This window comes from Bradyrhizobium sp. B039, assembly GCF_038965675.1.
Classification (GTDB): Bacteria; Pseudomonadota; Alphaproteobacteria; order Rhizobiales; family Xanthobacteraceae; genus Bradyrhizobium; species Bradyrhizobium diazoefficiens.
The window spans coordinates 7,976,357-7,996,383 of sequence record NZ_CP152416.1 but is presented as its reverse complement, the minus strand read 5'-3'; the positions used below and the strand labels follow the sequence as shown (position 1 = coordinate 7,996,383).

At 64.1% G+C, this 20,027-nt stretch carries 16 protein-coding genes and 1 pseudogene; 10 read left to right on the top strand and 7 right to left on the bottom strand.

What is annotated here, in order from left to right:
• The first annotated feature begins 23 nt into the window (after window positions 1–23).
• Window positions 24–620 (top strand): 5-formyltetrahydrofolate cyclo-ligase, encoded by a 597-nt coding sequence (locus AAFG50_RS37665; protein WP_028173441.1) that lies wholly within the window; start codon window positions 24–26, stop codon window positions 618–620.
• The gene (locus AAFG50_RS37660) at window positions 598–1,422 is read left to right on the top strand and encodes a TIGR00282 family metallophosphoesterase (protein ID WP_028173440.1); all 825 of its coding nucleotides are present in this window, start codon (window positions 598–600) and stop codon (window positions 1,420–1,422) included. The genes AAFG50_RS37665 and AAFG50_RS37660 overlap by 23 nt, the downstream gene beginning before the upstream one ends.
• Window positions 1,423–1,629: 207 nt before the next feature.
• Here the strand turns inward: AAFG50_RS37660 and AAFG50_RS37655 are convergent, their stop codons facing one another.
• The 5 genes from AAFG50_RS37655 to AAFG50_RS37635 all read right to left on the bottom strand — a co-directional run bounded on the left by AAFG50_RS37655 (window position 1,630) and on the right by AAFG50_RS37635 (window position 9,609).
• Window positions 1,630–2,973: a cytochrome c gene (locus tag AAFG50_RS37655; protein WP_028173439.1), complete on the bottom strand. Its 1,344-nt coding sequence runs from the start codon at window positions 2,971–2,973 to the stop codon at window positions 1,630–1,632.
• Window positions 2,970–5,138: a xanthine dehydrogenase family protein molybdopterin-binding subunit gene (locus tag AAFG50_RS37650; protein WP_028173438.1), complete on the bottom strand. Its 2,169-nt coding sequence runs from the start codon at window positions 5,136–5,138 to the stop codon at window positions 2,970–2,972. Before AAFG50_RS37650 ends, AAFG50_RS37655 begins: the two co-directional genes overlap by 4 nt.
• 8 nt (window positions 5,139–5,146) lie before the next feature.
• A complete protein-coding gene (locus tag AAFG50_RS37645) occupies window positions 5,147–5,611 on the bottom strand; it encodes a (2Fe-2S)-binding protein (protein WP_028173437.1) in 465 nt (154 codons plus the stop codon).
• Window positions 5,612–6,316: 705 nt separating this feature from the next.
• Window positions 6,317–7,741, bottom strand: coding sequence for a methyl-accepting chemotaxis protein (locus AAFG50_RS37640; protein WP_028173436.1), 1,425 nt, complete (start codon window positions 7,739–7,741; stop codon window positions 6,317–6,319).
• Window positions 7,742–7,860: 119 nt separating this feature from the next.
• On the bottom strand, window positions 7,861–9,609 hold the full coding sequence (locus AAFG50_RS37635) for a methyl-accepting chemotaxis protein (protein ID WP_028173435.1): 1,749 nt from the start codon (window positions 9,607–9,609) through the stop codon (window positions 7,861–7,863).
• Between the two features lie 205 nt (window positions 9,610–9,814).
• On the opposite strand from AAFG50_RS37635, the gene AAFG50_RS37630 reads away from it, so the two are divergent.
• From AAFG50_RS37630 to AAFG50_RS37600, 7 genes and pseudogenes are all read left to right on the top strand, one after another.
• Window positions 9,815–10,561 (top strand): YebC/PmpR family DNA-binding transcriptional regulator, encoded by a 747-nt coding sequence (locus AAFG50_RS37630; RefSeq protein ID WP_011084350.1) that lies wholly within the window; start codon window positions 9,815–9,817, stop codon window positions 10,559–10,561.
• 240 nt (window positions 10,562–10,801) lie between these two features.
• On the top strand, window positions 10,802–11,329 hold the full coding sequence (ruvC, locus tag AAFG50_RS37625; RefSeq protein ID WP_011084351.1) for a crossover junction endodeoxyribonuclease RuvC: 528 nt from the start codon (window positions 10,802–10,804) through the stop codon (window positions 11,327–11,329).
• Window positions 11,330–11,514: 185 nt separating this feature from the next.
• On the top strand, window positions 11,515–12,132 hold the full coding sequence (gene ruvA / locus AAFG50_RS37620) for a Holliday junction branch migration protein RuvA (protein WP_011084352.1): 618 nt from the start codon (window positions 11,515–11,517) through the stop codon (window positions 12,130–12,132).
• Window positions 12,133–12,152: 20 nt separating this feature from the next.
• Window positions 12,153–13,184, top strand: coding sequence for a Holliday junction branch migration DNA helicase RuvB (ruvB, locus tag AAFG50_RS37615; protein WP_171463833.1), 1,032 nt, complete (start codon window positions 12,153–12,155; stop codon window positions 13,182–13,184).
• Window positions 13,185–13,277: 93 nt separating this feature from the next.
• Entirely contained in the window at window positions 13,278–14,147 is an 870-nt protein-coding gene (locus tag AAFG50_RS37610; RefSeq protein WP_028173434.1) for a DUF6869 domain-containing protein, read from the top strand.
• A gap of 85 nt (window positions 14,148–14,232) precedes the next feature.
• Window positions 14,233–15,150, top strand: coding sequence for a metallophosphoesterase (locus AAFG50_RS37605; RefSeq protein WP_028173433.1), 918 nt, complete (start codon window positions 14,233–14,235; stop codon window positions 15,148–15,150).
• A gap of 39 nt (window positions 15,151–15,189) precedes the next feature.
• A pseudogene (locus AAFG50_RS37600) lies at window positions 15,190–15,309 on the top strand (acyl-CoA thioester hydrolase); the annotation flags it as partial.
• Here the strand turns inward: AAFG50_RS37600 and AAFG50_RS37595 are convergent.
• Window positions 15,282–16,985, bottom strand: coding sequence for a recombinase family protein (locus AAFG50_RS37595; RefSeq protein WP_011084356.1), 1,704 nt, complete (start codon window positions 16,983–16,985; stop codon window positions 15,282–15,284). The pseudogene AAFG50_RS37600 and the gene AAFG50_RS37595 sit on opposite strands and share 28 nt — an antisense overlap.
• Window positions 16,986–18,646: 1,661 nt before the next feature.
• On the opposite strand from AAFG50_RS37595, the gene AAFG50_RS37590 reads away from it, so the two are divergent.
• A protein-coding gene (locus tag AAFG50_RS37590; protein WP_085973330.1) for an IS3-like element ISBj3 family transposase occupies window positions 18,647–19,782 on the top strand; the annotation gives its coding sequence in 2 pieces (ribosomal slippage) (window positions 18,647–18,905 and window positions 18,905–19,782; 1,137 coding nt in all).
• On the opposite strand, the gene AAFG50_RS37585 is transcribed toward AAFG50_RS37590, so the two are convergent.
• Complete coding sequence (locus tag AAFG50_RS37585) at window positions 19,779–20,015, bottom strand: hypothetical protein (RefSeq protein ID WP_018646715.1); 237 nt, start codon at window positions 20,013–20,015, stop codon at window positions 19,779–19,781. The two genes, AAFG50_RS37590 and AAFG50_RS37585, sit on opposite strands and share 4 nt — an antisense overlap.
• Between the last annotated feature and the right edge of the window lie 12 nt (window positions 20,016–20,027).

Sequence of the window (20,027 nt, the reverse complement as noted above, 5' to 3'; positions counted from 1 at the left end):
TCTGCCTTCGGGGGAAAGCGCGCATGTCCAATTCGAAAGCCGAGCTCCGTGCCAAAGCCCTCGCCAAACGCGACGCGCTGAGCGAGAAGAAGCGCGCCGCCGCTGCCACCAAGCTCGCCAAGCGCGGGCTGCCGTTCAAGCTGCTGCCCGGCAGCATCGTCTCCGGCTATTCGCCGATCCGCAGCGAGATCGACCCGATGCCGCTCTTGAGGAAGCTCGCCGAGGAGGGCGCAAGGCTGGCGCTGCCCTGTGTCACCGCGCGCGGCCAGTCGCTGGTCTTCCGTATCTTTCATCCGAACGACCGGCTGATGCTCGGCCCGCTCGGCATTCCCGAGCCGTCGCCGGCAGCAAGCGAAGTCATCCCCGACATCATGCTGACGCCGCTCGCGGCCTTCGACCGGCTCGGCCACCGCATCGGTTATGGTGCCGGGCATTACGACTTCACCTTCGCTCACTTGCGCAAGACCAAGCAAATCGTCGGCATCGGGCTTGCGTTTGCCGCGCAGGAGATCGAGGCGGTTCCGGCACTATCCCACGACGTCGCGCTGGATTATGTGCTAACGGAATCGGACGTGTTCGATTTCCGGAGTTCTGAAGTTGCGCATTCTCTTCGTGGGTGATGTCGTCGGCCGTGCGGGGCGCACGGCCATCGCCGAATATCTGCCCGGCATGGTCAAGGACTGGTCGCTCGATTTCGTCGTCGTCAACGGCGAAAATTCCGCCGGCGGCTTCGGCATCACCGAAGCGATCTATCAGGAGTTTCTCGATGCCGGCGCCGACGCGGTGACGCTCGGCAATCACTCCTGGGACCAGCGCGAGGCCCTGGTGTTCATCGAGCGCGCCGACCGCCTGGTGCGGCCCGCGAACTATCCGCGCGGCACGCCCGGCCGCGGCGCGGCGCTGGTCGAGACCAAGAACGGCAAGCATGCGCTCGTCGTCAATGCTTTGGGCCGCGTCTTCATGACTCCGTTCGACGATCCCTTTGCGGCGCTGGAGCGCGAGCTCGGCGCCTGTCCGCTCGGCGTTGCAGCGGATGCGATCGTCGTCGATTTCCATTGCGAGGCGAGCAGCGAGAAGCAGGGCATCGGCTTCTTCTGCGACGGCCGCGCCAGCCTCGTCGTCGGCACCCACACCCATGTGCCGACCGCCGATCACCAGATCCTCAACGGCGGCACCGCCTACATGACGGATGCCGGCATGACCGGCGACTACGATTCCATCATCGGCATGCAGAAGGAAGAACCGCTGCGCCGGTTCACGTCGGGGATTCCCTCCGGCCGGTTCGAGCCGGCGGCCGGAGTGGCGACGCTCAGCGGCGTTGCGATCGAGACCGACGATGCAACGGGCCTCGCGCTGCGGATCGCGCCGGTGCGCGTGGGCGGCCGGCTGGAGCCGGCGACACCGAGGTTCTGGTTGAGCTGACGGTCGCGCTACACACTCGCTGTCGTCCCGGCGAAAGGCCGGGACCCATAACCCCAGGGAGAAGTGTGGGGCACAGCTCCCACTCCGAGTCTTCGCCACACTACTCCCTGTGGGTATGGGTCCCGGATCTGCGCTTCGCTTGTCCGGGACGACGGCGGAGATTGATGCGCGCGATTGCGCATCAATCTCGCGGCGGATGGCTGCGCGCTACTCCGCCGTCTGCTCCCTCAGCTCCGCCACATCCTTCGCCGTCAGCTTCGAGCCCTTCGCGCCGAACCGCGCCGTCACATAGTTCGCCACCGCCGCGATCTCGTCGTCGGTGTAGGCGTTGCCGAACGCCGGCATCGACAGCGCACCATCAGGCGTATGGCGCCTGGTGCCCGAGATCACGATCTGCGCGACGTTGGTGGCGGTGGGGTCGTTGACGGCCCAGGTGCCGGTGAGTGTCGCCATCGGCGACACCGGGCTCTCGCCGCTCCAGCCGTGGCAGCTGGCGCAGGCGCTGGCGAACACCTTCTTGCCGCGGGCGTCGGCCGTCACGCCGTCCTTGTGCGAGGCGGGCGCGACCGGCGCCGTGGTGGCGGGGAGGTCGGGCGAGGGCTGCGGCGGCACGCTGCGCAGGTAAGCAACGATGCTGCTTATGTCCTCGGGGGCGAACTGGCTGAAGCTGTGGTCGACGGCTTCACCCATCGGACCCGAGGCCGAGCCGTGGCCCGGCGCATGGCCGAGCGACAGATACGAGATCAGATCCGCGTCGCTCCAGTTGCCGAGACCTGTCGCCTTGTCCGACGAGATGTTGAAGGCGCGCCAGCCCGCCGTGATAGCGCCGGTGAACTTCTTGCGGTTATCCAGCGCGAAGCCGAGATTGCGCGGTGTGTGGCACTCGCCGCAATGCGCCAGCGCTTCGGCGAGATATGCCCCGCGATTCCATTCCGGGCTCTTCGACGTATCCGGCGCAAAGCGCGTGTCCGGATTGAACACGGCCGACCAGAAGGTCATCGCCCAGCGCTGGTTGAACGGGAACGACAGCGTGTTGTCGGGCGCCTTGGCGCGCACCGCCGGCAGGCTGAACAGATACGCTTTCACCGCGAGCACGTCCTCGTCGGTCATGAAGGTGTAGGACGTGTACGGCATCGCCGGATAGAGCCGCGCGCCGTCATTGCGTTTGCCGTGCTGGACCGCGTTCAGAAAATCCTGGTCGCTGTAATTGCCGATGCCGGTGTCCTTGTCCGGCGTGATGTTGGTCGAATAGAGCGTGCCGAACGGCAGCTTGAAGGCGAGCCCGCCGGAATAGTCCTCCTCGCCCGGCTTGGTGTGGCAGACCATGCAGTCGGCGGCCTTCGCCAGATATTCGCCGCGTTCGACCAGGCTCGCTTTCTCCAGCTTTGCCGGCACGCCGGTCGGCTTTCCGGCGCGGTAATCCGCCAGCGCCACTTTCGTGCCGCCGGCAAAGTCGAGCGGGCCGGGCCCGCGGACGAGGAAGACGCCAAGCGCCACCGCGACGATGGCGATCACAACGATACTTGTGAGGATACGCATCGTGCCGCTCATGCCTTCTTCCCCGCAGCCAGCAGTTTCCGGTCGATCGGGAGGCGCCGCAGCGCCACGCCGGTTGCGGCGTAAATCGCGTTGCGCAGCGCCGGCGGCCCCGCCGTCGTGCCGGTCTCGCCAATTCCGCCGGGTGCCTCGCCGCTCTTGACGACGTGAACCTCGATCTTGGGCGTCTGATGGATCCGCAGCATCCGATAGTCATTGAAGTTGGATTGCTGGACGCGCCCCTTTTCGATGGTGATCTCGCCGTAGAGCGCGGCGGTAAGGCCGAAGATCAGCCCGCCCTCGACCTGAGCCACGATCGTATCGGGATTGACGGCGATGCCGGTATCCACCACCGAGGTCGCACGGCGTAGATTGATCTCGCCTTGCTCGTCGACCTCAGCTTCCACAACGGTTGCGATGAAACTACCGAAAGACGGCTGCAAGCACACGCCGCGCCCGACGCGCGCCGGCAAGGGTTGACCCCAATTGGCTTTCTCTGCCGCAAGATTGAGGACGGACAGGAAGCGCGATTGATTGGCCAGCATTCCACGGCGAAACTCGACCGGGTCCTTGCCCGCCTTGCGCGCCAGTTCGTCGATGAAGCATTCGACCGCGAACACGTTGTTGTTGGGCCCGACCCCGCGCCAGAACCCCGTTGGTATTGCCGGCGGTTCGGCCCGCACATATTCGACGTGGACATTCGGGATGTCGTAGGGCACGTCGGTGGCGCTGTCGATCGCGTCGATATCGATGCCCTTCTGGAAGGCCGGCGGCAGCCAGCGCGCGATGATCGCAGCGCCGGCAATCTTGTATTTCCAGCCGACGATCTTGCCGGCCGACAAGGTCGCCGCGATCGTATCGCGATAGACCGGTCGATAGACGTCGTGCTGAATGTCCTCCTCGCGGGTCCACACGACCTTGACCGGCCCGTCGACCTCTTTGGCGATGCGAACGGCCGCGACCACCATGTCAGGCTCGAGCTTGCGGCCGAAGCCGCCGCCCAGCAGGTGCTGGTTGACGGTCACCTTCTCGACCGGGAGCCCGGCCGCCTTTGCCGCCTCCGACTGCACGCGCGCCATGATCTGCGTTCCGGTCCAGATTTCGCAAGAATCGGGCGTGCAATGCACCGTGGCGTTCAACGGCTCCATCGTTGCGTGGGCGAGAAACGGCAGCTCGAACGAAGCTTCGAGTTTTTCGCCGCTCGCGAGACCCTTGGCGATGTCGCCGGTGGATCTGGCGACCACGCCGTCCTTTGCGCTGGCGGCGCGCAAATCGTCCCAAATCGCCTTCGAATTGAGCTTTGCGTTCGGTCCCTCGTTCCACGTGATGTCGAGCGCATCCAGGCCCTTTTTCGCCGCCCACATGTGATCGCCGACGACGGCGACGAGATCGTCGAGCACGACGATCTTTCGCACGCCCGGAATCTTCTTCGCGGCACGATCATCGACCTTGCCGACCTTGCCGCCGAAAACCGGGCACTGCGCCAGCGTTGCGAACTTCATGTTCGGCACGATGGCGTCGATGCCGTAGACCGCCTTGCCGTTGACCTTCTCGGGTGTATCGAGCCGCTTGAACGGCTGGCCGATATAGACGAAATCCTTGGGGTCCTTGAGCGGGACGTCCTTGGGCGGCGTCTGGCCGCTCGCGGCAGCCGCAAGCGCGCCATAGGAGAGCGTCCGGCCGCTCGCCTTGTGGGTCACCTCACCCTTCGACGTCGTGCAACTGGCGGGATCGACGTTCCATTGCGCAGCTGCAGCCTGCACCAGCATGGCACGCGCGCTGGCGCCGGCTTCACGCAGCGGCTTCCAGAATGCCCGGACCGATGTGGAGCCACCGGTCGCCTGAATGATGAAAATCGGATTGCCGTAGAGCTTCTCGTTGGCCGGTGCGTGCAGCAGTTGGACTTTCGACCAATCCGCGTCGAGCTCTTCCGCCAGGATCATCGAGATCGCGGTGTAGATTCCCTGCCCCATCTCGACCTGCGGCATCACCAGCGTGGTCGCACCTTCAGGGTCGATCCGGATGAAGGCGTTGGGCGCGAACTTGCCATCGGTCGTATCCTTCGGCTGCACCGGCTCGTTGACGGCGGCGCGCAGCGGCAGGTGGAAGGCGAGCAGGAAGCCGGTGGCAAGGCCGCCGGTCAGGAGCGTGCGGCGGGAGACGCTGTTGTGTGCATTCATGGCGGACCTCACGACTGACGGCCGGAGGCCGCCTGCTTGATGGCCTCGCGGATGCGCACATAGGTGCCGCAGCGGCAGATGTTGCCGGCCATGGCGGCGTCGATGTCGGAATCATCAGGGTTGGGCGTTGCCGCCAGCAGTGCCGCGGCCGACATGATCTGGCCGGACTGGCAGTAACCGCACTGGATCACTTCGGCATCGAGCCAGGCCTTCTGCACCTTCGCGCCCGTAGGCGTGCTGCCGATATGCTCGATGGTGGTGATGGTGCGGTTCTGGACCGCGCTCACCGGCAGCACGCAGGAGCGCACCGCCTTGCCGTCGACATGCACCGTGCAGGCGCCGCATTGCGCGATGCCACAGCCGAACTTGGTGCCGGTCATCCCGAGGATGTCGCGCAGCACCCACAGCAGCGGCATTTCCGGCGGCGCGTCGAAGGATTTCGTTTCGCCATTGATGGTGAGAACAGTTGCCATATGCATCCCCTTGCTCGACGATCGCTTGCGGCGATCAATTCGGCGAATTTCCGCGCGACCATAATCATAACGACGCGAAACGATGAAGCGTCGAAATTCCCGGCAATGCATATTTGCGCGACTGACGCGTCAGGCCATGACGTTCACGAATTTGTGCGGCGGCTCATTGGTATGATAATCGTCATATTGTGGCGCATTTTCGCCGCGCGCGCCGTGAATCGCCGCAGATGATCGTGCGAATGCGCAAAATCATGCGATCACGAAATTCGTGCGATTGGGAAAAGCGAGCGACGGCAAGCACGGTGCACGGGATCAATTGCAACGGCCAATAGCCGGATGGCCGACGTGCGCGATGATGACATCATGCTCCTGTTTTGCCCGACGGAGCAATGGCCGCACTAGGCGCTTGGAACGTTCTCCGCAATCCCTGGCAATCCCGACGCGGAGACACCCCCACCCCAGCCCTCCCCCGCAAGCGGGAGAGGGAGCCGAGTGCCGATGCCGCCGCATCATGCACACCACATGCGATAGCCCTGCCCACAAGGGGGGAGGGAACGGAGAGGGTGCTGCTGTCGGCCGCACTAGCTTCGATCTCATCCCATGAGGCTTCTAAGCCATTGATTCCGCGTGCCCCGGCTACTGTGCATGGGGTTGTTTTTCAGGTTTTTGATTGAAGGGCCGCAGGAGCGGCCGTCGCGAGATCCTTCAGCCGTGCCGGAAGCCCATCCGGAACGCGCCCCAGTGCTTGCCGCGGATCATGATCGGCGAGGACAGATCCTTCATCAGCACGAACTGCCCGCCGCCCATGTCGCGGCGGTAGGTCTGGAGCAGGAACGGCTTGGTGTTCGCAGCGACCTTCTTCACCGCGCGATCGGTGAACAGGCGGCGGTTGCGACAATTGGCGTTGTTCCAGACCGGGTCCTTGCCCTGTGGCAGGCGGTAGTTCGGATTGTGGGTCGGCAGGTAGCCGCCCTTGGCCCAGGCGACGCAGAACACGATGCGGGGATCGGCTTTCTGGATCGGGTCCTGGATGGCGGGCAGCACGCGATCGGTGAAGTCGACGTAGCTGGTGAGATACTGCTTTGGATCGGTGCCGGGAATCTCGCGGTACTTCTCGTCCATGAGCTGGTCGAGCGTGATCTCGCCGCGATCGATCGCGGCCTCGAACTCGGCCGAGATCCGCTTGGCGGTCTCGACGACCGCGCGGATCAGCGGCGCGTCCGACGTCTCCACGCCGCTGTCGGCGATCATCGCGATCAGGCCTTCGGAGGTGTCGAGCAGCTTGGCCACCCGCTCGTCGGTGTATTTGAGGTCGCGCGAGGAGAGGTCGACGCCCTTGGCGAGCTCGTTGAGCTCGCTGATGACGGTGTCGCAATGGCCGAGATTGGAGGTCGCCGCGCGCGCGACGCTGTCGATCTCCGCTTCCACGGAGGCGAAGCCCTGCTGGACGCGCGAGATGATGCTTGAGATCTGCTGGGCGCCTTCGCCGGCGGTCTTCGCGCGCTGCGAGGCGTCGCTGCTCTCGCCGATCAGGCCTTCGATCTGGCCGTCGAGATCGCGCACGGTGTCGGAGATCTGGTGCGTCGCCTGGCGGGTGGCTTCGGCAAGGTTCTTCACCTCGCTTGCGACCACCGCGAAGCCGCGGCCGGCATTGCCGGCCCGCGCTGCCTCGATGGTGGCGTTGAGAGCGAGCAGGTTGGTCTGCTTCGCGATCGCCTCGATCGAGCCGGACACCTTGGCCACCTGCGCCAGCGCCGAGCCGACCGCGCTCAGGCGCGCCTCGATCCGTCCAACGGCCGCGACAAGCTCGGAGATGTGGCTGACGGCGGTATCGACCGCGCTGCGCGACTGCGCGATCTCGCCGACCGCCGCGGACGTCGTCGTTTGCACCGCCTGCGACGCATTGGCGATGTCGTGGTTGGCCGAGACCATCGTCTCCGCCGTCTCCTGGAGGTGATGGAACCGTTCCGACTGGTTCGCGACGCGGTTGGCGACTTCCTGGACGTTGCCGGCGATGTCGGCGAGCTCGACGCCGAGACCGCCGATGCGGTCGGCGAGCTGGTCGATCAGGCGTTCAGCCAGCGTCCGGTCCGACCCGGTGTCCAATACTGCAAGTTGTGCCAGAGACATGTACGGGTTTTCTCCAGTCAGAGCCGTGGATTGGCTCTCGGCGGCATTCCCATTCCAGTTTCGACCTTAGAGGATGATTCGCGAGCGGCGTCTTGCCCAGGAGTGCACGAGAGCGGGCACTACAGCTTGTAAGCTGTGCGGAATCCGCCCCAGTGCCGGCCCTGCACGCGGATCGGGACGTCGATTTCGCGCATCATCACCGTATTCCCGTTACCCATGTCGCGCGCATAGCTCTGGACCAGGTACGAGCGCAGGTTGCGCGCGGCCGCGAGCCCCGCCGGATCGTTGAAGATGCGCCGGTTGCGGCTGTTGGCCGTGTTCCAGGCGGCGTCGCCCGGCCGCTGCGGATGCGAATAGATCTTGTTGTGCACCGGCAGGAAGCCGTTGCGGTCGACCATGGCGCAGAACGCCATGCGCGGTTCCTTGGCGAGAAACGCTTCCTGGAACGGCGGCAGTGCGCGGTCAGCCCAGTCCAGATACCTGGTGCGGTATTGCTGTGGATTGGTGCCTGCGATCTCCACATAGTCGGTGTCGAAAAGGTCGTCGATCCCGACCTCGCCGCGTGCAACCGCCTGCTCGAAGATTTGGGTCAGCGCGTTGCCCGCTTCCATCGCGCGGGTGACGAACTCCGTGTTCTCCTCGTGGATCGACCACAGCCGGTCTTCGATCTTCTCGCGGAGCTCGGCATCGGGATTGACGAAATGCGCGCGGGCTCCGGCCTTGGACTGCTCGACGACGCGCAGGCGGCAGGCGCCGACCAGTTCGAGGCTGCCTTCGATGATCGCTTGCGGCGTCAGCCGGCCCGAGCCCGCACCGCCAATCAGCACGCCGTCCATCGCGATCTCGTAGACCGGCATCACGCCGCGCGCGCTCTCGAATTTGAGATGGCAGGGCAGCCGCTCGGTCTTGCGGCGGTCGTCGTGCTCGCTCTGGCGCAGCAGCACCGCGCAGCGCGATTTCAGCTTCTGTGCGAAGGTGGTGACCGCCTTGCCGGCGCTGGCGACGTTCTCGCCATGGGTCTCGGCCGCCTTGGTCGCGGCATCGATCTCGGCCGCGCTCTGGCCGACCGAGACGATGAACTCCGAGGCGCTGGCGGCATTGCCGGAGACTTCGCTCGTGGTGGCATTCTGCTCGGCGACCGCGCCATTGACGGTTTCGAATACCGGGCGGATCGCCTCGATCGCCTGCGAAATGCGGTGCACGGCATCGGCGGAGCCGGCGGCGTCGCGCTGCAGCGCGTCGATCTTCTTGGTGATCTCTTCCGTCGCGCCTTGGGTCTGCACCGCGAGTGCTTTCACTTCGGTCGCGACGACCGCAAAGCCCTTGCCCGCAGCGCCCGCGCGCGCGGCCTCGATGGTCGAGTTGAGCGCGAGCAGCGTCGTCTGCCGCGCGATCTGCGCGATCAGATTGACGACGTTGCCAATGGCGGCGGAGGACTCGCGCAGTCGGTCGACATTGGCGCGGGCTTCCTGCGCCGCGGCACTGGCCTCGTCGGCGAGCTTGCCGGCCGCGCGAACCTGCGCGCCGATGCCCAGCGCGGACTGGGTGAACTTGTCGGCGGCATGGGCGAAGGTGGATGCGGTCGACTGTGCGGCGTTGGTGCGGCCGGTCAGGGCGTCGGTCCGGTCGCGGATGGCCGCAAGCGTCGTGGCGGTCGCTTCGGCGCCGCCGGCCACCGAATTGGCGGCGCGCTCGAGCTGGCGAATCATCGCGCCCAGCTCGAGTTCCAGCAGTTCCAGGATTTCCCTGGCAGAATCGCTCTCAGCGGCCGGGCCGGGCTCGGAATGGGCCGGCGGCGCCGCAGCCTGCGGGGCGGCCGCGGGCGCAGCCATGTCCGGCAGAGGCTTCCGAAATAGTCCGAACGCCATCAGGTCTCTCTTGTCGGGGGACGGTCGTACGCTATTTTCGCAGGCCGGAATGAAGTCAGGGTTAACGATGCCTGACATCTGGGCAAGGGCCACTACGGTGTTACCTTAAAGTCGTAGAGCCTCTTTCATTCCGGTGGGTTGGCGGCCTATAAGGCCGCGCTTCCCACGCTCACCTTAGGCGCACGATTCCTTTACGAGACCACGCATGGCCGGACATTCCCAATTCAAGAACATCATGCACCGCAAGGGGCGGCAGGATGCCCAGAAGTCGAAGCTGTTCGGCAAGCTGGCGCGGGAAATCACCGTCGCCGCCAAGCTCGGCACGCCCGACCCCGCCATGAACCCGCGCCTCCGCGCCGCCGTGATCGCCGCGCGCGCGGAGAACATGCCGAAGGACAATATCGAGCGCGCCATCAAGAAGGCGCTCGGCAGCGACGGCGAGAACTATGACGAGATCCGCTACGAGGGCTATGGCCCCGGCGGCGTCGCCGTCATCGTCGAGGCGCTGACCGACAACCGCAACCGCGCCGCCTCCGACATCCGCTCCTTCTTCACCAAGTCGGGCGGCAATCTCGGCGAAACCGGTTCGGTCTCCTTCATGTTCGACCGCACCGGCATCATCGAATACGACCGCAGCGTCGCTTCCGACGACGCGGTGCTCGATGCCGCGATCGAGGCCGGCGCAGACGACGTCGTCTCCGGCGAAGGCGGACACGAGATCTACGCCTCGACCGAAGGCTATCGCGACGTCGCCAAGGCGCTGGAAGCCAAGTTCGGCGAGCCGCGCAAGGCCGCGCTGATCTGGAAGCCGCAGAACACGGTCGCCGTCGATGACGAGACCGGCGAGAAGCTGCTCAAGCTGATGGACCTGCTCAACGAGCACGACGACGTCCAGAACGTCTACGCCAATTTCGAGGTGTCGGACGCGCTTGTTGCCAAGATGGGCGGGTAGGGGACACACGAACGGTGTGCGCCCTCGCCCCGCTCTGCGGGGAGAGGGTTGGGGTGAGGGGCTGTTTCCGCGTCGGCGGTGATAGAGGGACTCGTGGAGAGTCCCCCTCACCCGGAATCCGCGCTTCGCGCGCATTCCGGCCTCTCCCCGCAAGCGGGGAGAGGCGAAGAGCGACACTTCCCCTGTTACTTCCGTTCTGTTTCTGTTTCCCCCGCCGCAGCCAGCCGCTATCACTGGCCCATGACTGCGCTCCCGATTCGTGGCCCCGTTCGCATCATCGGCATCGACCCTGGCCTCCGCCGTACCGGCTGGGGCGTGATCGAGGCTGAGGGCAACCGCCTGATCTATGTCGCCTGCGGTTCGGTGGAACCGCCGGACGACCTGCCGCTGTCCAGCCGCCTGCTCGCGATCCACGAAGGGCTCGCCTCTGTCCTATCCGATCACAAGCCGATGGAAGCCGCCGTCGAGCAGACTTTTGTGAACAAGGACGGCGTTGCGACGCTGAAGCTCGGCCAGGCCCGGGGCGTCGCCATGCTGGCGCCCGCAATGTTCGGCATCAGCGTCGCCGAATATGCGCCGAACCAGGTGAAGAAGACTGTGGTCGGCGCCGGCCATGCCGACAAGCAACAGATCGCGATGATGCTGAAGATATTGCTGCCGAAGGCCGAACCGCCGTCAGCCGACGCTGCCGACGCGCTCGCCATCGCCATCACCCACGCCCATCACCGCCAGAGCACGGCGCTCAGGCTGAAGGTGGTGGGAGTTTAAGTTCGAGTCATGAGGCGCAACATGAGCCGCACGCACACTCTTCTCCCTCCCCCCTTGTGGGGGAGGGTTGGGGAGGGGGGTAGCCCCGGGCGCCGGCGTCTGTGGCTTACCCCCCTCCCGGATCGCCTTCGGCGATCCGACCTCCCCCACAAGGGGGGAGGTAACAAGAAGAGCGCTGCGCAATCATGATCGGCAAGCTGAAGGGCCTGATCGATTCCTACGGCGAGGATTTCGTCATCCTCGACGTCGGCGGCGTCGGCTACCAGGTGCACTGCTCGACGCGCACGCTGCAGCATCTGCCTTCGCCCGGCGAGGCCGCCGTGCTGTCGATCGAGACCTATGTCCGCGAGGACCAGATCAAGCTGTTCGGCTTCCGCACCGACCAGGAGCGCGAATGGTTTCGCCTGCTCCAGACCGTGCAGGGCGTCGGCGCCAAGGTCGCGCTCGCCGTGCTCGGCACGCTGGCGCCCTCCGACCTCGCCAATGCGATTGCGCTGCGCGACAAGGCCGCGGTGGCACGCACGCCGGGCGTCGGCCCCAAGGTGGCCGAGCGCATCGTCACCGAATTGAAGGACAAGGCGCCGGCCTTCGCCAATGTCGATCCCGCCGTGGTGCATCTTGCCGGTGCCGTCGACGACCAGCGCGCGCCGCGCCCGGTGGCGGATGCGATCTCCGCGCTGGTCAATCTCGGCTATGGCCAGCCGCAGGCCGCCGCGGCCATTGCATCGGCCTCGCGCAGTGCGGGTGAAGGCGCCGAGACCGCGCAGCTCATTCGCCTCGGCCTGAAGGAACTCGCGAAGTGAGCGATCCCAAGGCCAACCGCATGGTCTCGCCAGAGCGCCGCAGCGACGATGTCGGCGACACCGCGCTGCGCCCGCAATCGCTGTCCGACTTCGTCGGCCAGCAGCAGGCGCGCAAGAACCTCTCGATCTTCATCGAGGCGGCGCGCAAGCGCGGCGAGGCGCTGGATCATGTGCTGTTCGTCGGCCCCCCCGGCCTCGGCAAGACCACGCTGGCGCAGATCGTGGCCAAGGAGCTCGGCGTCGGCTTCCGCGCCACGTCGGGTCCCGTGATTGCCAAGGCCGGCGATCTCGCCGCCCTGCTGACCAACCTCGAAGAGCGCGACGTGCTCTTCATCGACGAGATCCATCGCCTGAGCCCTGCGGTGGAAGAAGTGCTCTATCCCGCGATGGAGGATTTTCAGCTCGACCTCATCATCGGCGAGGGCCCGGCGGCGCGCTCGGTGAAGATCGAGCTGTCGAAATTCACCCTCGTCGGCGCCACCACGCGTGCGGGCCTCCTCACCAATCCCTTGCGCGACCGTTTCGGCATTCCGGTCCGGCTGAATTTCTACACGATCGAGGAGCTCGAAAGCATCGTCAGCCGTGGCGCGCGCGTGCTGAACGTCGGCATGAGCGCGGACGGCGCCAACGAGATCGCGCGCCGCGCCCGCGGCACGCCGCGCATCGCCGGGCGCCTGCTCCGGCGCGTGCGCGATTTTGCTTCCGCCGCGGATGCCGACACGATCGATCGCAAGATCGCCGATCACGCGCTGAGCGCGCTCGAGGTCGACGCCGCGGGCCTGGACGCCATGGACCGCCGCTACCTCACCACCATCGCGATGAACTATGGCGGCGGTCCCGTCGGTGTCGAGACGATGGCCGCAGCGCTCTCCGAGCCGCGCGATGCGATCGAGGACATCATCGAGCCCTATCTGATCCAGTGCGGCTATCTCCAGCGCACCCCGCGCGGCCGCCTGCTCACCTCGCACGCCTTCCGCCATCTCGGTCTCGCCGAACCCAATCGCGATGCGGCGCAGTTCGGCCTGTTCGGCACCGACGAAAGCGACGACTGATCGCCGAAGTCGATGAACCCGCAGGTTCCATCCCAGCACTAATCCGAACGCGCGGCGAACGGGATCGCCGTACACGGACTGGAGTGGGAAGGAATGGAGCCGACGGACGACACGAGGCTGCTCAAGACCATCGCGGCCGCGCCGCAGCTGCGCACGCCTGACGAAACCGAGGCGTTGCTGGATTCGATGCCGCTTGGCGAGCTGGCGTCGATGTGGTGCGCGCTTCAGCGCGTCAGCCGTCGCGACCAGATCGGCAGCATCTGGGCCATCAAGGTCTATTTCGACCATCTGCCGCATCGCAAGCCGCAAGCCGCGCTCAATCTCGTGCTCGATGTGCTCAAGACCGAGGCCGACAAGCCGACGGTGATGCAGCTGAACGACAAGTTCCTGCTGGCGCTATTCTATGCGCATGGCAAGGAGATGATGGCGCGTGTCGAGCAGGAAGCCGCGCACAATGACAGGCTGCGCTGGCTGCTAGGCGGCGTGCATGTCGGTCCCGACGATCCCTTGATGTCGCGTATTGCAAGCCTGGCCGATCGCGAGGCGTGGCATGCCGACCATCTGGCGCAGCGCACGCCGCGCGAGCCGCTCGATTGCGCCAACATGTCGGTTGCCGAGCTCGCGGGCGCCTGGGTCGAGCAATATTCCAGATCCGAGCGCGACCAGGACGACAATCTGTTCGCGATCATGGATTTCGAGCGCGACCTGCGCGAGGACGATCCCGACAGGATGATCGACCTGATCCTGGAGATCCTCAAGATCGAGTCCAACCCGGTGCTGCTGTCGCTGCTGGCCGCCGGTCCCCTCGAGGACGTGATCAGCGCCGGGACGATCGACCGCATCGAGCGCGAGGCGCGCGCCGACGCACGTTTTCGCGACCTGCTCGGCGGCGTCTGGTACTACCGCGCGCCCGACGAATTGAAGGCGCGGCTGGATGCGCTTATCGGCGAGAGCCGATGGTAGCGCTTGTGCAGACGGTCTGCACAAGAGTACCCCAATTCCGCTTCAATCGGACCGCATCAAGACGCCGTAGCAGAAGCGGGCTTCCATGATCACGCGCCGTCATCTCATCCGTTCCTTCGGCGGCCTGTCCGCTCTCGGCTTCTCGACCGCCGCCTACGGCGTCGGTATCGAGCCCCACCGGCTCGGCGTCACCCGCTATCATCCGACCCCGCGGCAATGGCCGGCGGATCTGCCGCTCAAGATCGCTGTGATCGCCGACGTCCATGCCTGCGATCCCTGGATGTCGCTGGAGCGGATCGAGGCCATCGTCGACCGCGCCAATGGTTTGAACGCCGACCTCGTCGTGCTGCTCGGCGACTATGTCGCCGGTCTTCACCAGGTCACGCGCATCATTCCCGCGAAGGAATGGGCCAGGGTGCTCGCGGGCCTGAAGGCGCCGCTCGGCGTCCACGCCGTCATGGGTAATCACGATTATTGGGTGGACACGGCCGTGCAGCAGGCCGGGCATGGCCCGACGGTGGCGCATCGTGCGCTCGAGGCGGCCGGCATTCCCGTCTACGAGAACGACGCCGTGCGCCTCACCAAGGACGGCCGCCCGTTCTGGCTCGCCGGCCTCGGCGATCAGCTCGCTTTTCTGCCGGCGCGGCGCTTCCGGAGCACGGGGCGCTTCGGTGCCGACGATCTCGCCGCGACGCTCGCCAAGGTCACGGACGATGCGCCAATCATCCTGCTCGCGCACGAGCCCAACATCGCGCCGCGCGTGCCCGCGCGCGTCGCGCTGCAACTGTCCGGCCACACCCATGGCGGCCAGGTTCGCCTGCTCGGCTGGTCGCCCGCCGTTCCGCGGCAGCACGGCCTCCGGCTCGCCTATGGTCATGTCAGGCTGAAATGCGACGTCATCATCTCCGGCGGCCTCGGTTGCAGCTTCATGCCGCTCCGTGTCGGCGTGCCGCCGGAGATCGTCGAGGTGACGCTGGGAAGGACGGGGCCGGCGGTGGCGTAACCCGCGCTTGCACGGCCGGCTGTTTTTGCGCAAAACGGGCTGGTTGCAAAAAGCGAAGAGGCTCGCGACGTGACTGCCCATCTCGACGGCGAGATCCGCGACGGCCGCCACCACATGCAGGTCCGCGTCTACTACGAGGACACGGATTTCTCTGACTTGACGTTATCATAGTAGACGAACGCACTGATCTCTCTCGTCTTGCGTCGATTTTCGGGGAAAAGATTCATGCTAGAAAGGGAAGCGCTGTTCAGGTACGGAGTATATTCGTAGGGCATCCGCTTGCGAACCGGATGCACCACGATGCTGTCGATCAAGTTGCGAAAGGCGACGCGGGTTTCGATGGCCTTCGGATTAATCCTCAGCGCGGTGACCAGTCTCTTGGCCTCCGAATGATATCGGTCACCGAACTTTGGATGGTCGAACGGGATCACGTTTTCGCTGCCACTACCCAGCAGCCGCAAGCGCTCCTTAACGGTTTCCCGTTCCACATCGCACTCATCGATCCGCTTGAGCAACTCATCCGGCTTGCGACGGCTGTTTGCGATGGCATATGACAAGCGTTCGATCTCAGTGGTCAACGTACGGAGTCTACGCTCTAAATTTGCGTGTTCGCTGTTCTTTTTCCGATCGTTCTTACGCTCCTCCTTCCAAGCACGCATCGCCTCTTCAATCGCTTTGGGCGAAAGCAATTTTAATTCCATTTTGCTTGAGACATCCTCAAGTAGCACGTCCATGTCAAAGCTCCGAGTGTGCTCACACGTGCCTCGTTGATGCGCATTGGCGCATGCGGCGCGCGGAGCGCCATTCCTGGAGGATTGAGCGATTCGCATATTCCCGTTGCAGACACCACACCGGAGGACCCCAGCAAGTGGGTGCTCATTATTGCGCGGGATCACAGGACGGCGCCGCGGCTTGCCCGTCGGTCCGAACATATGGATGGCGCGGCCGCTGCGAACCTTCTGCGCCCTGTCCCAAAGCACTTGCGGAACAATCCGCAACTCGGGCTTCTTGACAATGATGTGCCGGTCGTCCGGATTGCGGCGTTTCTGTTTCTTCTGCGTTTCCGGGTTCAGAATTGTTGATCGAACGTTCCAATGTATTTCGCCGATATACAGCTCGTTGCCGATAATGCCGCGACCGTGGCGACCGCCAGTTATGCACTGATGATTCCAGGTCGTGCGACCAGCCTTGTTCTTGTGACGGGTGGCGCCAGGCGAGGGCAAGCCTTGGCGCGTGAGATCGGCCGCAATATCTCGGGTTGAACGCCCCGATACATATTCGGTGAAGATGCGGACCACGATCTTCGCTTCGTTCTCATCGATCACGCGCTCACCGGGCGCGCCCGGCCTTGGCCGGTAACCGTAAGCGTATGAGCCAGGAATTCTTCCACTAGCGACAGCATTATCATGGCCACGCCGAACCTTGTCGGCGAGCTGCGGCTTATAAATCGTGTTGTAGAGACTTGCGATGCTGATGTCGGTGGCAGTCGCGTAAACGCCTTTCTGATCCATCAGCTCAACGCCATTGAACTCGAAAACTTGCTTGAGACGCTGGATGGTTGCGGGATCGCGCGACAGGCGATCGAAATGCTCAACGATCACAACATCAAAATCATGGTTTCGCACGCCATTGAGCAATTGCTGATAGCCGTCCCTCGCATTTTCGGTTAGGCCAGACTTCGCGGCATCAACAAATGCACCGATGACATCTAGGTCGTTGCGTGCCGCGATCTTCCGGCAGAGCAATAGCTGACCGTCAATCGAGGTCGCCTTTTGCATGTCGCTCGAATAGCGGGCGTATAACACGGCCCTCTTTTTTATTGGCCTCGTCATCATGCCCTTCCTCCTTTTGGCTGCTCCAAACCGTCGTTTTCGTCTCGTGCAATCTGCCGTCCGATGGCGCGCGCCAGCTCAAGCCAAACTTCCTCATTGTCAGGATTATCCCAACCCTGAGGGTGGGAAGGATCAAGCGGTCGGATGATCGCCTTCTGCCTCCGAGGCGATCGGATTCGAGTACGCATATGGACCGACCGGCAAACGTTAACGTAAATTGTCGCCCAGCGCGATAGCTGGGCTGTGATCACTTGCGGCGCCTGCTTCTGTTATTCGGAGCGTCGATCGCGCCGGCAGACACCCCCCGCTGATTTCACAATTTTCGTCGGCGTGGTGTTCAGGTTCAGATCGTCCTTCAACCACATCTTTCGTCAGCCTTGGCCGTGCGCCGACAGAAATCACAGAAGGTCCACACTTGACGTTTGCCTCTGGAGTGCTCACGGAAGTCTCGATCTGAGTAATTGTGGGTCCAATCATGTTGACCGCTGCAGCGGTTAATGAAAATGAGAGTTTTCTGGTGTCGCGGTGCTCCACATCGGGCGTTAGCGCATTCCTGCGATACCGGTCGTAGGCGAGAGAATTCTTGCCAAACAAGGCGGAGTAAAAAAACTTGCGCCTGACGGCGACGAAAGTCCGATGCCCGTGTCCATATTTAGCGGTGCAGTTATCCGCTCCGTCTGATGCCAGCGGTTGCCGCAGACGAGACGGCTTCATTGATCAGTGAAATCCGGCGGTCGGCCGACAAATCGTGGCGCACGACGCTAGATGCGGTTGTCCTGATCTGAGTATACGCACGGAGGAATTGCTGAGACGCCGCCTGTTTTAGCCACTACCTTCGACGCTTGGGGAGATATGGAAGACCACAAGGGAGGCCTTCTTCGGCCGGTGCCGCAAAATGCGGTGGAGTCTGAAAAGACAATCTTTTTGCAGGAGCCCATCCAATCGCGAAAATTTTCCACGAACCGGCCTCGCAAGCGCTGATCTTCACCGTGGAAACGCGTCTGATGGGCGATGCGGCGGCTTGTTGCTCCCGGTGGATTGCGTTGCTTCAATCCTTGTCGTCTCCGAGGAAGCGCAGGTCAGCAGATAATCGTTCGCCGCCTTCTGATCGTCGCCCGAACCAAGGAGCCGATTGGCCGCCGGCAGGGCACTCACAGCGGTGAGCGAGTAAGCAGTACCTGCTCTCCATTGTCCCCCACGTCCTCTATACAAGCCTTATTGCCGGCCTGGTCGGCGTGTTCTACTGGGGTCTCCCCGGACTCTGACACCATTGATTGGTGTGCTGTTCCCGGAAGTGGTGCGAGTGACTGTCTTCGTCGCCTCCGCCATCACGGGCGTCCTGACGCTGCGAGTTGAACCGACTAACGGGTAGTGTCTCAGTTTGAAATTTAGCGAGACTTTGTCGGGGGGCGCGGATGAAAAAGAGGAACTTTCTCAGTGACCGTCAATCTCGCGCATGAGCAGGTAGCGCCGTAGCACTGCCGCCGCCTCCTGCTCTGAGACTCCGCTCGTTTGCTTGCTGGGCTGGCCGTCGATGATCGGCGAGTAGGCTGCCGCCTGCCTGACCGCGTGAAGGTAGAGCTGGCTCCGGAAATCTGGACAGGGCGGTAAGTGGAGTTTCTGCCTGACGGCGGGCAAGATTGTCCCGCGAATCAGGAGAGACGATGAGCAGACGAGCCCGCCGGCAACACGCACCGGCATTCAAGGCCAAGGTGGCGTTAGCGGCGATCAAGGGCGAGATGACGCTGGCCCAGCTGGCTGAGCATTTCGACGTGCACCCGAACCAGATCACGCAGTGGAAGTCCCAGCTTCAGGAGGCGGCGGCCGAGGTGTTTGGTCCTGGCGGTGGCAACAGAGCGAGCGAGTCCGCGGTAGACGTGAAAACGCTGCACGCCAAGATCGGGGAGCTGACGCTTGAGAACGATTTTTTAGAAGGCGCGCTCAGCAAAGCCGGCCTGCTGAGCGCAAAGCGATGATCGACCGTGAGCACGACCTGCCGATCACCAAACAGGCGGAAGTTTTGAAGATCAGCCGTGGCAGTATCTATTATCTACCACGTCCGGTGTCGCCCGCCGACCTCGCGATCATGCAGCGGCTTGACCGGCTGCACCTGGAGTTTCCTTTCGCCGGTTCGCGAATGTTGCGAGACCTGCTGGCTGCCGAGGGGTGCAAGATCGGCCGCCGGCATGTCAAAACGCTGATGCGGCGGATGGGGATAGAGGCGCTCTATCGCCGGCCGCGTACCACCAAGCCCGAACCCGGGCACAAGATCTATCCGTATCTGCTGCGCGGGATGGAGATCACAGGCCCGAACCAGGTCTGGGCGATGGACATCACCTACATCCCGATGGCGCGCGGCTTCGTCTATCTCGCGGTGGTGCTGGACTGGTTCAGCCGCCGGGTGCTGTCGTGGCGCGTCTCGATCACTATGGAAGCCGCATTCTGCGTCGAGACGCTGGAGGACGCTCTCGCTCGCCATGGCAAGCCGGACATCTTCAATACCGACCAAGGCTCGCAGTTCACGGGCGCCGCGTTCACCGGCATGCTCGCCAGTCATGGCATCGCCATCAGCATGGACGGTCGGGGCGCCTGGCGCGACAACGTGTTCGTCGAGCGTCTGTGGCGCAGCATCAAATACGAAGAGGTCTATCTGCGCGCCTACGACACCGTGTCCGACGCCCGCGCCTCGATCGGCCGATACCTCGCCTTTTACAATGGCCGGCGTCCCCACTCGAGCCTTGACGGCGGCACCCCCGATCAAGCTTACTTCAGCCCGCTGCCGTTCCGCGCGGCAGCCTAACTCTGGCAGAAACTCCACTTATCGACGCGGAATTGCTGTTCAGATAACCGGGGCCAGCTCTGGTGCCGCATCTCGTCATCGGTCATGCGCCGGTTGAAGTAGAAGCAAAGCGTCTTCTCGCTTTCGGCATCGCGGCCAGCGGCGGGGCAGCGCAGCGGCTCCTGTTTCGCGCCGCTGACAAGCCGCAGCGCGGGCCCGGGGTGCGGTGTTCCGGTCTTGGGGGTGTCGGACACGGGACGATCTCT

Excerpts from the sequence above, each read along its gene's own strand:
- AAFG50_RS37655 (WP_028173439.1), bottom strand. The coding sequence starts at position 2,973 with ATGAGCGGCACGATGCGTATCCTCACAAGTATCGTTGTGATCGCCATC.
- ruvC (WP_011084351.1), top strand. The coding sequence starts at position 10,802 with ATGACTGCGCTCCCGATTCGTGGCCCCGTTCGCATCATCGGCATCGAC.
- AAFG50_RS37665 (WP_028173441.1), top strand. The coding sequence starts at position 24 with ATGTCCAATTCGAAAGCCGAGCTCCGTGCCAAAGCCCTCGCCAAACGC.
- AAFG50_RS37605 (WP_028173433.1), top strand. The coding sequence starts at position 14,233 with ATGATCACGCGCCGTCATCTCATCCGTTCCTTCGGCGGCCTGTCCGCT.
- AAFG50_RS37650 (WP_028173438.1), bottom strand. The coding sequence starts at position 5,138 with ATGAATGCACACAACAGCGTCTCCCGCCGCACGCTCCTGACCGGCGGC.
- AAFG50_RS37635 (WP_028173435.1), bottom strand. The coding sequence starts at position 9,609 with ATGGCGTTCGGACTATTTCGGAAGCCTCTGCCGGACATGGCTGCGCCC.
- ruvB (WP_171463833.1), top strand. The coding sequence starts at position 12,153 with ATGGTCTCGCCAGAGCGCCGCAGCGACGATGTCGGCGACACCGCGCTG.
- AAFG50_RS37610 (WP_028173434.1), top strand. The coding sequence starts at position 13,278 with ATGGAGCCGACGGACGACACGAGGCTGCTCAAGACCATCGCGGCCGCG.
- ruvA (WP_011084352.1), top strand. The coding sequence starts at position 11,515 with ATGATCGGCAAGCTGAAGGGCCTGATCGATTCCTACGGCGAGGATTTC.
- AAFG50_RS37595 (WP_011084356.1), bottom strand. The coding sequence starts at position 16,985 with ATGATGACGAGGCCAATAAAAAAGAGGGCCGTGTTATACGCCCGCTAT.
- AAFG50_RS37630 (WP_011084350.1), top strand. The coding sequence starts at position 9,815 with ATGGCCGGACATTCCCAATTCAAGAACATCATGCACCGCAAGGGGCGG.
- AAFG50_RS37645 (WP_028173437.1), bottom strand. The coding sequence starts at position 5,611 with ATGGCAACTGTTCTCACCATCAATGGCGAAACGAAATCCTTCGACGCG.
- AAFG50_RS37640 (WP_028173436.1), bottom strand. The coding sequence starts at position 7,741 with ATGTCTCTGGCACAACTTGCAGTATTGGACACCGGGTCGGACCGGACG.